10 protein-coding genes and 1 pseudogene are annotated in these 16,246 nt (G+C 35.4%); 10 read left to right on the forward strand and 1 reads right to left on the reverse strand.

Annotated elements, in window-relative coordinates; all coding sequences use genetic code 11:
• Positions 1 to 2 precede the first annotated feature (2 nt).
• From walK to avs4, 10 genes and pseudogenes are all read left to right on the forward strand, one after another.
• Entirely contained in the window at positions 3 to 1,841 is a 1,839-nt protein-coding gene (gene walK, locus LMF32_RS05705) for a cell wall metabolism sensor histidine kinase WalK (RefSeq protein ID WP_092480408.1), read from the forward strand.
• Positions 1,838 to 3,148 carry a two-component system activity regulator YycH gene (gene yycH / locus LMF32_RS05710; RefSeq protein WP_278046271.1) on the forward strand — a complete coding sequence of 437 codons (1,311 nt, stop codon included), beginning with the start codon at positions 1,838 to 1,840 and terminating at the stop codon, positions 3,146 to 3,148. Before walK ends, yycH begins: the two co-directional genes overlap by 4 nt.
• Entirely contained in the window at positions 3,138 to 3,986 is an 849-nt protein-coding gene (gene yycI, locus LMF32_RS05715) for a two-component system regulatory protein YycI (RefSeq protein ID WP_230524130.1), read from the forward strand. Before yycH ends, yycI begins: the two co-directional genes overlap by 11 nt.
• A 121-nt stretch (positions 3,987 to 4,107) precedes the next feature.
• Entirely contained in the window at positions 4,108 to 4,917 is an 810-nt protein-coding gene (locus LMF32_RS05720) for an MBL fold metallo-hydrolase (protein ID WP_230524131.1), read from the forward strand.
• A gap of 655 nt (positions 4,918 to 5,572) precedes the next feature.
• A complete protein-coding gene (locus LMF32_RS05725) occupies positions 5,573 to 6,349 on the forward strand; it encodes a Wzz/FepE/Etk N-terminal domain-containing protein (RefSeq protein WP_230524132.1) in 777 nt (258 codons plus the stop codon).
• Entirely contained in the window at positions 6,342 to 7,046 is a 705-nt protein-coding gene (locus tag LMF32_RS05730; protein ID WP_230524133.1) for a CpsD/CapB family tyrosine-protein kinase, read from the forward strand. Before LMF32_RS05725 ends, LMF32_RS05730 begins: the two co-directional genes overlap by 8 nt.
• 43 nt (positions 7,047 to 7,089) lie before the next feature.
• Entirely contained in the window at positions 7,090 to 8,055 is a 966-nt protein-coding gene (locus LMF32_RS05735) for a glycosyltransferase family 2 protein (RefSeq protein ID WP_230524134.1), read from the forward strand.
• A gap of 429 nt (positions 8,056 to 8,484) precedes the next feature.
• Positions 8,485 to 9,528 (forward strand): annotated as a pseudogene (locus LMF32_RS05740) (trypsin-like peptidase domain-containing protein); the annotation flags it as partial.
• 430 nt (positions 9,529 to 9,958) lie between these two features.
• Positions 9,959 to 10,438: a 23S rRNA (pseudouridine(1915)-N(3))-methyltransferase RlmH gene (gene rlmH, locus LMF32_RS05745; RefSeq protein ID WP_230524135.1), complete on the forward strand. Its 480-nt coding sequence runs from the start codon at positions 9,959 to 9,961 to the stop codon at positions 10,436 to 10,438.
• Positions 10,439 to 10,522: 84 nt separating this feature from the next.
• Positions 10,523 to 15,151, forward strand: coding sequence for an AVAST type 4 anti-phage nuclease Avs4 (gene avs4 / locus LMF32_RS05750; protein ID WP_230524136.1), 4,629 nt, complete (start codon positions 10,523 to 10,525; stop codon positions 15,149 to 15,151).
• A gap of 173 nt (positions 15,152 to 15,324) precedes the next feature.
• On the opposite strand, the gene LMF32_RS05755 is transcribed toward avs4, so the two are convergent.
• Positions 15,325 to 16,233, reverse strand: a complete 909-nt coding sequence (locus LMF32_RS05755; protein ID WP_188204140.1) for a UbiA family prenyltransferase — start codon at positions 16,231 to 16,233, stop codon at positions 15,325 to 15,327.
• Between the last annotated feature and the right edge of the window lie 13 nt (positions 16,234 to 16,246).

The raw sequence follows: 16,246 nt of genomic DNA on the forward strand, positions 1-16,246 counted from the left end.
TAATGAAAAAAAGAATTCAATTTTTCCAGTCTATCAATTTTAAAATTGTGCTTATTTTTATTCTTCTGTTGACAATAACGCTAGAGATCATAGGCGCTAACTTTGTAACACAATTAGAAAATCAATTAGTAGACAATTTTAAAGAAGATCGTCGGATCCAAGTTGATTTCTTAGAAAACACCTTGCAGCCTATTCTTTTAGATGAGGAAAATAAAGATAAAGAAGCCAGTATTGCTAATTTATTGAGAGATTTTTCCGGAAGCGGGGTCATTGAAGTACAAGTTATTGACCCTGAATACTATATCATCGGCACAAGCGACAATACGCAACAATCATTGATTGGGAGAAAATCCACAGATCCGGATATTCACCAATCTTTATTGCTTGGGAATAATGTGACCAGCCAATACTTAGATCCTTTAACCAACGACCGCAGATGGAAGTTGGTTTCTCCTATTTATATAGGAGGTTCTAAAGATATTTTAGGGGTCATTATGTTGGAGACGAATATTGAAACGATTTATGAGCAAGTAAATGAAATCAGTATTATTTTCATCAATTCTGCCTTGATTGCAATTGCTTTAGTGATCATACTGACTCAGTTTGTTTCGCGTGCCATTACTAAACCCATCTCAGAGATGAAACAGCAGACGATTCAAATTGCTGAAGGAGATTATTCTGGGCAATTAAAAGTTCATGGGGAAGATGAGTTAGGGCAATTGTCTAGTGCGATCAATGAATTGTCTACTAGAGTGGAAGAAGCGCAGGAAACGACAGAAGCTGAACGGCGAAGACTGAACAGTGTTCTTTCTCATATGACAGATGGCGTTATTGCAACGGATCGCCGCGGTAAAGTGGTGATCATCAACGAAAAAGCACAAGAAATGTTAAATATTTCCCAGGAAATAGCGTTAGGACAATCTATAACAGAAGTATTGAATAACGAAATGACTTTGAGACAATTATTAGAAGTAGAAGAAGAAATTTTATTTGATTTTTCGACAAACGAAACGCCGTTGATTCTGCGTGGAGGTTTTTCTTTGATTCAGAGAGAGTCTGGATTTATTAGTGGTCTCGTTTGTGTGTTGCATGATGTAACCGAACAAGAAAAAATCGAACGAGAACGAAAAGAGTTTGTTTCCAATGTATCGCATGAATTGCGTACGCCGTTGACAAGTATGCGAAGTTATCTAGAAGCATTGAGCGATGGTGCTTGGAGAGATGAAGAGATCGCTCCTCAGTTCTTAAAAGTGACTCAAGAAGAAACAAATCGTATGATTCGAATGGTTCAAGATTTATTAGATCTATCCAGAATGGATTCAGGAAAAGCTAATCTGCAATTGGAAGTAATCAATTTAAATGAGCTGTTCCATCATGTATTAGATCGCTTTGAAATGATGCTTAATACGACAACAGACAATCCAGTAAAAGATTATACGATTGTAAGAGAAATTACAAAGCAAGACATATGGGTAGAAGCAGATGCTGATAAAATCATGCAAGTGCTGGATAATATTCTAAATAATGCATTCAAATATTCTCCAGACGGCGGAGTAATCACGTGTCGTTTAGTAAAAACACACAATAATGTCGTGCTAAGTATTTCAGATCAAGGGATGGGGATTCCGAAAAAAGATTTGACCCATGTATTTGACCGATTCTTCCGAGTAGACAAAGCAAGAGCTCGATCTATGGGTGGAACTGGTTTAGGATTAGCAATATCAAAAGAAGTCATCCAGCATCATGGCGGAAAAATTTGGGCAGACAGCATTGAAGGAAAAGGGACCACATTCTACATTTCACTCCCTTATGTTCCTTATGAAGAAGGTGATTGGGAATGAATTGGGCGTTAATCAGAAAAATTACACTAACTGTTTTAATCATGCTCAGTTTGTTTTTAACAGTTCTTATATGGAGAAATCCAGGAGGATATGTTGTGCAAACAGATACTCCTGAGACTTCTGTTATTTCTTCCGTTACGTTTGATCGACAGTTATCTTCAGTATTTGGTCCAACAGAAGTGGTTTATCATACGAGTCAATCTAGTCTGTTAACCAAAGATTCAAAGGTTCTAGGGAATATGTTCTCTGTTTTTCAAGAGTGGGAAGTAACGGATATAGCTGACCCGATTACGTTGAACGGAGACAATTATATAGAATCCGTTACTGAGTCCAGAGCTGTTGAACTTATTTTTTCTAACAGTATCCCTTTTGGAGTGTATCAAGAAACGTTTTCTTTTTTACCTCGAGAATATGAGAATCGGACGTTTAACAGAATGTATATTCCGATAGATAATCCGCAAAGTGTTTATTTCTACAATACTCATTCCATGTTGTTTTATGAGGCTGAAGCGTCCAATATAGATCTTGATTTGTTAACACAAGTATTGAATGATGACAAAGTCGAATATTTACAAGCTGAGTCTGTCTCTTTGAAAGAACACATTGTGTATCTTCCAGTAGAACCATTTGAAATGCCGGTATTGAATTATTTAGTGGAAGAACAACCAAATAGCTTGTTTATTGAGCGATTATTTGAAGATACATCAGAAATCCAAACGGTGATCAATGATGAGCTATCTCGTTATTACGACTATTTCAGTGAATTAAGTATTAATAACGATAAAGATATGCTGACGTATACGCGTCCTTCTGTAACGAATGAAGGGGTTAGTTTGACGACTACAGTACTGAATAGTTTCAACAAGTTGATTCGATACGAGCATTGGCCAAATGAAGTGTATTACTACGGGTATTCTTCCGTAACTACTGAAGTGGAGTTTCGACGATATATTAAAGGATATCCTATATTCGGAGAACCGGATTATGGTGGTACATTTATAACAGTCGCAGACAATAATGTGACCAGTTTAGAAATGCCGACAATTGTTGCTCAAACGCCCATATCAGATGATCATTCAGATGAAAAAATGTATTCCTCGCAAAACATAGAAGAAGTTTTAGCTAATGCTGGACACGACTTGGAAACTGTTGATGATATCAAAGTAGGTTATATATGGAATTACAGCAGTGAATCCAATCGTGTTGTGACCCTGGTACCAAGTTGGTATGTTGAGATCAATGGAAATTGGATGAGCTTGCAGTCAGTAGTAAACGAAGACAAAGGAGGTGCGGATGATGGATTTTAAAAAAATCGAAATCATCTTTATCGTGACCTTTCTTGTCTTGAACGGATACTTGTTGTATCGTGTGTTGGATAATTACGAAAATGGTTTTACTGGCAATGCAGCGACTCAAATCAATTTGGTCCAAGAAATGAAAGATGAAAACATTGAATTGCCTGAATTTGAAGATGAAAAACATGATGTTCCTTACGTTCAAGCTGCAGCCAATAATTTATTGGAAGAAAACGCGGAACAATTAACGAAACAAACTGGTGTCATTGAAGATAATGGGTCTTTGTATGCTAGTATTTTGTCGGATCCGATTCAATTGTCAGAAGGTGAAGAGCTGACAACGAAAGATATTGCGACTCTGTCAGAATTCGTTTTGAGTGATGCGATCTTGTTTGGAGATGAGTACCAATTTATACGGTATGTTCCTTCCACTCGCCAAATCATTTATGGGCAAGTAGCGAAAAACATTCCAATCGTTGACGGAACATCAAATATCATCTTCCACTTAAATGGCAAAAAAGAGATCATTTCTTATGAACAAACCTATGCTGGTCCAGTTACTGTCCAAGGACAAAGCAGAAAATTGATTACCGACCAAGATGCAGTGGAGATTCTTTACCAAAACAGTGAAGTGCCTTCAGGAGCTAAAGTACGCAAGCCGTTATTGATTTATAACAGAACGTTGAGTTTGGAAGACCTGAGTATGTATGTTCCTGTTTGGTTGGTAGAAGTGGTGACTAGTACAGATACCATCATCAAGAAAGTAGATGCTGTAAATGGGAATGTGATTCAAGAGGCAACGAATGAAACGCCTATTCAACCAAACGAAGAAAGCAGTTCAAAAGAGTAAAAAATAGTGCTGAAGCTGTGTTTACATTTATTCTTATTCTTGCTAGAGTGAGGATAAATGTAAATGCCAGTAGTTATTGAGGTAAATACGAAATAAAAGATAAAAGGGACGAGGGTTCAAAATGGCGATACAAACAGAAGGATTAAAGATTAGCATTCTAGCGAGCGGAAGCTCAGGGAATGTTACATACATTGAATCCGATAAAAAGAAGCTGCTGGTCGATTGCGGGCTGAGTGGTAAAAAAGCGACCGCCTTGTTAAGCCAAATTGGCCGTACTCCAGAAGATTTAGACGGTATCTTAGTGACTCATGAGCATAGAGATCATGTTCATGGTGTAGGTGTCTTGGCAAGAAAGTATAATCTAGACATTTATGCAAACGAGAAGACCTGGTCTGCAATGTCTCCTATTATTGGGAATATCAAAATGGAACAAAAACATCTTTTTGAAATGGGAAAAACGATGACGATTGGCGATATAGACATTCAAAGCTTTGGTGTATCTCACGATGCGATCGCTCCCCAATTTTACAGCTTCCACAAAGACAATAAATCTTTCGTGATGTTGACAGATACAGGGTATGTCAGTGATCGTATGCGTGGAGTAGTGGCCAATGCGGATGCCTATTTATTTGAAAGCAATCACGATTTAGATATGCTGCGCATGGGAAGATATCCATGGAGTTTGAAACAACGTATTCTAGGCGATAAAGGACATTTGTCTAATGAAGACGGAGCCTTGGCTTTATGCGACGTGATTGGAGACAACACTAAGCGAATCTATCTAGGTCATTTAAGCAAAGACAACAATATGAAAGCTATTGCTCATGATACAGTCGACAGTATCTTGAGGGAAAAAGGAAAAGGCGTTGGCGAAACATTTACTTTATACGATACAGATCCTGACGAACCTTCATTATTGTTTTCTATATAAAATCAAAAATACGAACAGCGTAGGAATAAACCTATGCTGTTCGTTTTTTTGTCACAAATCCAACAAAAAATAAATTTTTGCCGGGCTTCTATTTTAATTTTAAAATAAACCATGGTAGAATTTTGTCAATCATATAAGACGGCCGCTATTCTTCATCAGTATAGTTTCTGGCATTCACTCAGTTGGATAGTCTTGTACTTTTCCCCATGTATTTTTCTGCAAGTAAGTTTAACACCTTTATATGCATTTAACCTTCATACTATTACCCTATCTAATATCACTTCGATACTGCAAATGAATAGTCTATGGTAGTTTTGTTTACCGTACTTTCATATACAAAAAGTCTGTTTTCGGTCATTTTATTGTTCCCCAAAGAGTAATTCCAAGAATGAAGCATACAGTAAATGACTCAATCTTGTCCTCGACCCAACAATAAAGCACCTCACGCATCTTTATTTACGGCACACGGTGCGCCGTTGCATTCTTGGAATACTCTTTTAAAATATAAACCATTTAATTGTTATGATCACCATAAAATCACATCCCCATTACCATCTCTTTATGAATGAAAACCTACAAACATACTTAATTAATTAATCACTTACTCTCTATTTATTTGTAACGAAAATTATTTGTTAAAATAGGAGGAATTTAGATGAATAGAGTTATTGGAGTCATTGAATTAGGACGCTTAATCAGACAAAAATGGTATTGGATCTTAGCCTTTTTATTGATCGGAATTAGTTCCGCTCATATTTTAACTACTTATGTTATTGTTCCGCAGTATAGTGCGGAAACGAAAATACTGGTCAGCAGGCCTGTTGATTCTGCTCAGGCTTTGGAATTAGGGGATATTGAGACGAATATCCAAATGATCAATACTTATCGAGATATCATCCAAGATCCCATTGTGTTAGATAAGGTCCGACAAGAGTTGGACAACACACTTTCTGAAGAAGAATTAAAAGGAAAAATGGAAGTCATCACTCAGACAGATTCCCAAATTTTTAGTATTCGAGTGGAAGATGCAGATCCCATGCGCGCTGCTCTGATTGCAGACACCATTGCAATGATTTTTAAAGAAAACGTAGGATCAGTGATTAATATAGACAATGCAGCTATTTTATCCCCGGCGCGTATCCCCACTGAACCTATCTCACCTCATTACTTGTTCAACATTGTGATTGGTGCCTTAATGGGGTCCGTATTCGGTTTAGGACTCATTCTGGTTCAGAATTTAGCAGACAAAAAAGTCCATGATGAAAATTTTGCTGCTGAACATTTAGAGTGGTTGCCATTAGGTGCTATTTCAACCATAAGCAAAAAGGAATTGATTCAAATGAATGACCTTATCCAATCTATTGATGAAACAAAAAAAGTATCTTCTACAGAAGTAAAACACATTGCTGGAAAGGAGCCTACTCATGTTTAATCATAAAAAAACTTCCCATAGTGAGAAACTCAATAGTTTGATCACATTGATAAAACCAAGTTCAATTATTTCGGAGGAATTCAGAACCCTGAGGACAAATATCCAGTTTTCAATGGTAGATAAGCAACTCAGTACGCTGATGTTCACTTCTGCTGCCCCAGGAGAAGGTAAGACTACAGTAGCATCTAACGTGGCCGTGGTATTTGCGTCCCAGGGTAAGAGGGTATTGCTGATCGATGCAGATATGCGAAATCCTAGTGTCCATCGACTGTTCAATTTTGTAAACCATAGAGGATTGACCAACTTATTGACAGAAAATAAAACGACTATCCAAGATGTGGTTCATCGCACGACCAAAAAGAATCTGTTTGTATTGACTTGTGGTTTGATCCCTCCTAATCCCTCGGAACTTTTAGCTTCTAAACGAATGGACCAGCTGATTGAAAATATGAAGAAACATTTTGATTTGATTATTTTTGATCTTCCCCCTATTTTAGCAGTGACCGATGCACAAGTGATGGCAAATAAAACTGATGGGACCGTTTTTGTCATTCGGGATGGGGTAGCTGAAAAGCAGAGTTTGTATAAAGCAAAAGAATTGCTGGAGCACGTTCATGCAAATGTTATCGGTGTTGTTTATAATGATAAAAAAAGGGAAGAAAATCCTGCTTATCAATATTATGGAATAGAAGAATAAGAGAGTAGTTTGAATCGGTTGAGCTGGAAAGGAGGTAAGAATAGTGATTTCAATTATCCTGCCTGTTTATAATTCGGAAAAGTATCTGGTGAGGTGTTTAAACAGCTTACGCTATCAAACGTATCACCGTCTGGAAATTATATTAATAGATGATGGTTCAACCGACTCAAGCAAATTAATTTGTGAAAAATATCAAAAGCTGGATAATCGTTTCCGTCTGATCAATACCAACCAGATTGGACTATCTGCAGTTCGTAACGTGGGTATTTTAGCAGCTAAAGGTGATTGGATCGGTTTCGTTCATCCAGCTGATTGGGTTGAGGAAATCATGTTTGAGCAATTGATGACCACAATAACCATTCATGAAGCTGATATTGCAGATTGTAAGTATGTAGAAGAAACAAGGGATGAATTGATCTTTCCTCCAGGTCCAGAGGATAAGCGGTTTTTATCTGCAGAAGAAGCTATCCGCTTGCTGCTGCTGCAAAATCGTACAGAAAGTTTTTTGTGCAACAAACTGTTTTCGATCAAACTATTTACAGAAGAACCAGTGATCATGTTTGATCAAAATATACATTTGTATGAGGATTTTGATGTCTGTTGTCAGCTGTTTTTAAAAAGTCGTTCTATCATATACGTATCAGAACCTCGTTATCATTATATGTCAGAAAATCACCAATGGGAAAGCACTAAGGTTGAAAATTATTACTCTGGATCCGCAGCGCTCCTTAGAGCGTTGGAACGTCTTGAATCTCAATCGATCCAATTAGATTTACTGTGGTTGATAAAAGAAATGTATCTGCGTTTAAATTTATATTTATTGATGGTCTTGTATGAACGCCGACCTAAGGACAAACATCAGTTAAAAGAGATAAAACGCAACTTATATCGATTCAAACTTTCAGAGATTAATGATATGGCTCTTAAACGAATCATTACGACTGCACGGGTCAATCTTTCAGCAGGGTACTATATGTGGGAAAATTCAGATATCAGCAAAACGAAGTGATGGAATAAAAAGGATTCCCAAAAAAACACAACAAATGCTGTTGTGTTTTTTTATTGTAGCTTGCTGAAGGAGCTTATATGTCATAAAAACAGCCGTTTGTGATAAAATAAAAAAGAAAAGTGGATATTTTATCTAAATTGTTTCATATAAAATTCAAGAATCTTAGATAAAATGAATTCATAGCAGAGTGGGATATTGATTAATGACTGTATCTTTATTTATCACAGGGTCATTGCAAGAAGTATAGAGATCAATCAGTCCATGCGGAAAATAATATTAAGAGGTGAGATCGGAAAATGAAAAAAACAGTCAACAAAATTAACTAGAAGTTTACTAGTAGGTGTAGCAGCATTAACGCTTGCTGGTTGCCAAACTGCTTCTAATGAAGGAACAGAATCAACTTCTCCGACCCAAAATGAAGCAGACACAACTCAAGTTCGAGTAGAAGTTACGTCAGATATCACAGAAGCTGTAGAGAAAGTAGAAGGCGCAGTCGTTTCAGTCATTAACATGCAGCAGCAAAATATCGAAGGATTCAACGGCTTATTTGGAACTACAGAATCCGCTCAAGAAGATGACCAATTACAAACTGCTGGAGAAGGTAGCGGGGTCATCTATAAAACAGATGGAGACAGCTCGTATGTCGTTACCAACAACCACGTTATCGAAGGATCAGATGCAATAGAAGTCTTGATGAAAGATGGCACTAAGGTAGAGGCTGAGTTAGTAGGAGCAGACTCTTGGACAGATTTAGCTGTTTTAAAAATTTCTTCTGAAAACGTGACGACTGTTGCGGAATTTGGAGATTCAGATCTATTGAATGTCGGAGAACCAGCTATTGCTATTGGATCTCCATTAGGAACCAACTATGCTTCTTCTGTAACTTCGGGAATCATCTCGGCTAAAAATAGAAGTGTTCCAGCTGATATTGATGGCGATGGAGCTGCCGATTGGGAAATGACAGCCATCCAAACAGATGCAGCAATCAACCCAGGAAATTCTGGTGGAGCGTTAGTAAATATTGCAGGTCAGGTTATTGGAATCAATTCAATGAAAATTTCTTCAGATACTGTTGAAGGAATGGGCTTTGCGATTCCAAGTAACGATGTAGTTGAGATCATCGCAGAGTTGGAAGCAAATGGTGAAGTGGTTCGTCCTGTATTGGGAATCAGCCTATTGGACTTGAGCCAAATCTCTGAACAACAACAATCCGCAGTTCTTGAATTACCTGATGACGTGAACTCAGGTGTTGTGGTTGCACAAGTTGAAGCAGGTTCTGCTGCTGAACAAGGTGGTCTGGAACAATATGATGTAATCGTAGGCTTTAATGGAGAAGAGATCACAGACACGATAGAATTGCGTCAAGCGATCTACTCAACAGATGTAGGACAAGAAGTTGAAATCGAAGTTTATCGTGGCGGAGAATTGGTAACTGTCAACGTGACAATGACTTCTTCGGATGACATGATGTAAAAAAAGTCATTTTAAGTAACCTGACAAAAAACGCTGATGAGTTTATTACTCACCAGCGTTTTTTTATGCGGAAAATAAAGAATAGTTTTCAGAACCGAGGCAAAGTAAAGCTCGCTTTTTGTGGATAACTTTTGTAAAATAAAGAGAAAGCTACTATTTTCAAGGTGGAAAAGTTATCCACAAAGTTTTTAACGGCTGTGCACAACTATTATAAATATTATTTATATAGCTCTTTAATGTTTATTAGTTAGGGTTTTGAAAAAAAAAAACTAAAAAATGCATAAAAATTATCTGTGGATAGATCAGTAAAAATAGTTATCCACAAAACTACATTTAGTGATGAACATATTTTCGGACACTAGATACAGTTTTAAAATTGTGGATATGTGGATAACTATTGTGGATAACATGTGGTCAAAGGGGGATAACTGTGAATATTAAAATTATTAGTGTTGGAAAGTTGAAAGAAAAGTACTTAAAAATGGGTATCGAAGAATACTCTAAAAGATTAGGCGCGTACTGCAAGTTAGAATTGGTGGAAGTTCCTGACGAAAAAGCTCCTGAAAAATTGAGTGAAGCGGAAATGATTCAAGTGAAAGAAAAAGAAGGAGAACGAATCCTGGCAAAAATACCCGATCAAGCGTATGTCTTTGCTTTAGCGATTGAAGGGAAACAACGGACTTCTGAAGCTTTCTCTAAAGAAATCGAACAGTTGGGCATCCAAGGTAAAAGCAATATCGTCTTTGTTATAGGCGGGTCGTTAGGTCTAAGTAAAGCCGTTATGGATCGAAGCAATACTCAAATTTCATTTGGAAAAATGACGTTGCCTCATCAATTGATGCGACTGGTGTTGGTCGAACAAATCTATCGTGGGTTTAGAATTATGAAGAATGAACCGTATCATAAGTAGGTGAGGTTTTTCCTATTGCCTGTGAAATAACTACTCAAAATTGATGTACTTTAAAGGTTTGTAATTAGAGGGGGGAATAATTGCATGATTGAAATGAATTGGAATATTTTTAATGCAAAATTTTCGGGTCGTACTAGAGAAAAGTTTGAATGGTTTTGTTATATGCTTTTTTGCGCTGAAAACAACTATAATAAAGGGATATTTCGGTTTTTCAATCAGGCAGCTATCGAAACAGAGCCAGTAGAAATAGATGGAGAACTGGTTGGATGGCAAGCGAAATATTATGACACTACTCTATCTAACCATACAAATGAGATTGTTGAGACTATTGAGAGTGCAAAAAGACTTTATCCGGATATAAAAAGATTAGTTATTTATTCTAATTCTGAATGGGCACAATATCGAGGAGATAGACCTGCCGGAATAATTAAGATTGAAGAAGTTGCAAAGGAACAAGAAATAACAATTGATTGGCGTCTCAGATCGTTCTTTGAAAGTAAGTTTGTGACAGTCGATAACGAATCTATATCTAAATATTTCTTTTCTTTAAACGAAAATGAATTTGATGAAATAACTAGACGTATCAATCATACTAAGAATCTCTTGTCAGAAATTCATAATAATATTCAATTTCAAGATATTAATATTCATATTTCTCGTGCTGACATAATAGATGAGTTGTTAAGATCTGAAGATCAAATAATAATTATTAGTGGAACTGGAGGTGTGGGGAAAACAGCAGTAATAAAAGATTATTATGACAGTTGTAAAGATGCGTCCTCTCTTTTACTATTTAAAGCAACAGAGTTTGAAATAACAAATGCAGATACACTTTTTAAAAGTACCAGTCTTGAGCGTTTCTTCAAAATGTATGAAACAGTTAGTGAAAAAGTACTGGTTATTGATTCAGCTGAAAAACTTATAGATATAAAAAATACAGATACATTTAAGATATTCTTATCAAGGGCAATTAAAGATAAGTGGAAAATTATTTTTACTTCAAGAACTATGTATGTTAAGGATCTGAATAATGAATTCTTAGATCTTTATAATATGCTGCCTAGGAACATTCACATAGATGATTTGACATTAGATGAACTTGAGGAATTAACAGATATTTATGATTTTATCTTACCAAAAGACTTTAAACTGATAGAGCTAATAAGAAATCCGTTTCATCTTAATGAATATTTAAGATACTATAATGAGAATGATGAAATGGATTATCAGACGTTTAAAGAAAAATTGTGGGCTAAAAATATTAAAAAAAATAAACCAGCAAGAGAACAATGGTTTATGAGAGTTGCTCGGCAAAGGGCAAATTCAGGACAGTTTTTCCAAATATTTGATACAGAGACTTCGATATTGGATGAAGAGCTTATACCTGATGGTTTAATTGGGTATGAGACAGCAGGATACTTCATTACACATGATATATATGAAGAATGGGCATTAGAAAGAATTATCACGGTGGCTTTTATAAGAGCTAAAAGTGTGGAAGATTTTATTAAAAAAATTGGAAATTCAATATCAATGAGACGTGTATTCCGCAACTGGATGTCAGATAAGTTGTTTCATACCCCTTCAGATGTTGGTTTCTTAATAGAAGGAATTCTTAGAAATGACGATATAGAAGTTTATTGGAAAGATGAGTTAATTATTTCGATATTATTATCTCCATATGCTGAGACATTCTTTATTCAATATAGTGATATTTTATTGCGGCTAGCATGCAAAGAGCTTAATGATATTAATATGGGTAAAATTGTTGGACAGCAGTATGACTTGTTCAGTGCATCTTTTGTATATACAAAGCCACATGGTGAAGGATGGGTTGCATTTATTGAGTTCATTTATAATAATATCGCAGCTATTGGGAGAGAAAATCTTTTCTTTGTGATACCAATAATTAACACTTGGTCTGGTATACCAGGAAAAGGAACAGAACTTGCAGGAAAGATTGCATTAGAGCTATACAAATATAGCTTTGAAAAAGAAAAGTTCTATATTAGTAATGAGAATGAAGAGAAGTTAATAACTACAATCCTTAAGTCTGCAAATGAAAACAAAGATACTATTGTAAAAATTATTGACGAAGTAATTGAGAACAAATGGAAGTTAAGTGGAGATCCATATAATGCATTATGTAGAGCAATGATAAAAAGTAAAGAGAGTGGTTATACTGCAAAAGTAATTCCGAAAAATGTATTAAAGATTGCTAAGTTATTTTGGTTAGAATCAAATGTAGGACTTTCTAATGACTTTTATAATTACTCATCGATGCAAATCGAGAAGAGTTTTGGGCTATCATCATTATCAGACAGATATTTCCCTCCTAGTGCGTATCAAACACCAATGTATAATATTCTCCAAAGAGCTCCTTATGAAGGAATAGATTTCATTATTGATTTAATGAATGAATGTGTTGCTGCGCTTAAAGAAAGTGACTTTGATAACGATATACGGAAAATATATATTCAACTCGATAATGAAAAGACTAGTGAGCAATATATAAGCAATTGTATATGGGGTATTTATAGAGGAAGTGGATCTCCGATAAGTCCCTACCTACTTCAATCTCTTCATATGGCTTTAGAAAAGTACTTACTTGACGTTGCAGAAAAGACTGATCATAAAATACTTATCCCTTTATTCAAAAAAATGTTGATGAAAAGTAATTCTGCATCTATTACTGCAGTGATTCTTAGTGTTGTATTAGCGTTTAAGGAAAAACTATCTGAAATCGCAATAATTCTTTTTCAAACTTACGAAATTATTAACTATGACCTTGATAGAGCTTTCGGAGAAAGTAGCATAAAGTCTTTAAATTCAATTGGATATGGACTGAATAAAGTGAATGACTTTTATATAGAAGAGCGTATAAATACATGCGAGCAAAAGCACAGAAATAACACTTTGGAAGGTGTTATTGTTTCATACCAGTTTTTTATGCCGGAAGGTTCAGATGAAGAGAAGTTCAAAGACCGACAGGAAAGAATATGGGAAATACTAGATAATTATTATAATGAATTTGAAAGGGAGGATTATAAAGATGGTGCCACTAAAGAATTAATCATAAGGAGGATGGATAGACGTATTATGGAACCGAAGCTTGAAACGGTTGATGAAGGAGTATTAATCGAATTTAACCCTCAACTTCCAAAAAACATAATTGAATATACTGATACTGCAAAAGAAGAATCTGATAATAAAACAAAGTATGTGAGATTAGACTTATGGGCAAAAATGAAGTTAGAGAATAATAAAAAAGCGGATGAGTATGAAGAGTATAATTTGCATCCAGAGAAAGCTTTGGAAGATATAAAACAATATAAGATTGATTTGAAACAAAGAAAATTTGGTGAGTTTGGCTCGATCTATAGAGCTTTATTGCCGAATGTTTTTGCGGTATTAATTATTTATTACTCTGATACACTGAATGAAGATGACTTTATCTTGGCAAAGGAAACTGTAATAGGCGCGTCCTTAGCTCCGACACAAGCAAATTATAGATACCAAATTGGCGATGGTGTAGAAGGCGCGGTAAATGCTATTCCATGTTTATTTGGTAAAGTAGATTCGGATGATGAATTAATTCTCCTTTTATTGTTGATTCTTTTAAATCAGAATTCATTAGGTATGTATAAACGTATATGTGATTTTGCCATTGAATCGATTAATAACATATTATGGGAACAAAACCCAGAGATGGCAAAAAGAATTACTCTGTGTTATATAAATATTGCGTCTAGATTTGACGACTTTTGTCAGACAAAAAGGAATGATTCACAATATATTCGAGGAGATAATAGTAATAACATTTATATGGATTTCGTTGAATCTCATGAAGAAATGCTAGAAAAGTTAATAACATCTAAAAACAAAGATATTATTGTTACAAAAGAAAACTCAACTTTGACAATAGTTGAAGTTGTTCTTTCATTAATTCCTTATGATACTCAAGATGCTCAGTTACTTAATATTGTAGAAAATCTTATTAAGGAAATAGCAGAAGAGGTTTTTCAGGAAAGCCAAGCTGACGATTATACGGTTAAACTTAAGTTATTGCAAGAGTACAGTAAATTCTTGTTAACAAGAGATGTTTCTGAAGTAGATAGGTTTAATAACTTTTTTGTGAATAGCTTTTTAATCAGTAGAGAGTCAGGAAATCTTTTTGATCAATTACTATTGGCAGAAGATACAATGAATAATTTTGATACATTTTGGAAAGTTTGGTGGTCATATTTTGACAAATTAATTGAATGTACAAAAAATGGAGTACCCCTCTACGGAAAAGAAGTCATACAAACATACACTTTGGCATTCAGATATTGGAAAATTGGAGCTACTGAATGGCATAGTTTAAAAGTGGAAAATAAAGGTTTTTATACACGGCTTACAACAGAATTATCACATATTCCAGAAGTGTTAGCGGGGATTGCACATCTTCTTTATTCTGTAGGTTCTTTATTTCTTGAGGATGGAATTCCATGGATATCTTCAATGATATTGAGCAATCAAGAGATTCATATTAAAAAAATGTCAGATAACACCATTTTTTACTTGGAGAATATAGTTCGAAAGTATGTCAACGTATATAGAGAGGTTTTGAAGACTAATGTCAGAAAGAAAGAGGAGGTTCTGGTTATACTTAATTGCCTCGTTGAAAAGAACTCTGAAGTTGCATATATGATACGAGAAAGGATAATCTAAAAGTAAAGTATTATATTTGATAACCACTTAATGTAGTTTAAAAACCTCATTTAGACATGCTACGGAGAACCGTATCATAAGTAGTGAAAAAAAATGAGTGATGAAGTGAAAGATTTTATCTTTCACTTCATCACTCATTTTTTATTTCCTCAGAAACCTTGTCAAAAGGATAATCAAATGTCCAACAAAGTTCCAATGAACAAAGTGATAATAATGGGAACTGGAATGACAGCTGAGTTGATAATGGTTGTTATAAAGGTTGTTTTTTTGTCTTGTTCTTTCATGAAGATGCGAATATTTTTTAAGACGTAAGGGAAAGTCAATAAAGACAATGCCACGAGTCTTGGGAAAGTTCCAAAAAGAAGTGATAAAATAATCGCGATATAAGCAGCATAATAAAAGTACTTGAAGACAACTAGTGCTTTGTCTACGCCGATATGATAAGGAAGAGTAAACCGGTTATCTTCAATATCTTCTTCCAAGTCGCAAATGTTATTGGCTAGTGAAACGGACATAACCGTAATGGATGTTGGTATGGACGCGATGATCAGTTGGACCATGGTTATCCAATCCAGTTGAATGACATCGTATGCGTTGAGATAGACCATGGCTGTAAAGATGCCAAAGCCCATTGCCAACCCGACGAAGAATTCACCATACGGCGTACTATTGATTGGAACAGGACCCATAGTATAAAGTGCTCCAATCAACATACCTCCAAAGCCGATATAGAATAAGAAAAGAGATGTTTGAAGAACTAAGTACAGACCGATTACCAGAGCAACAATACCAGAAATCCAATAGGCCAAACGAACATTTTTGAGCGGAATATTTTCTTTACCTACCACCATTTCTTGAGCATAGTCTGCATTTTTATTGTCGGCGATGTAATAGTCCAAGTAGTTATCGCGGATATTGACAGCTAAGTGAAAAAGGATAGCTGTAAGTAACCCTAATAGCGAAAATCCCAAATGAAAAGTGTCATAATTATACCAAGCATACAAGATACCAATAAAAGCTGGAAAAAAACTAGTAGTGGTGGATTCCATTTGAGCAAGCAAGATATATTGTTTAAGTGTCATAGTGATCTCCTTT

The organism is Desemzia sp. C1, from assembly GCF_020882875.1.
GTDB classification, from domain to species: Bacteria; Bacillota; Bacilli; order Lactobacillales; family Carnobacteriaceae; genus Desemzia; species Desemzia incerta.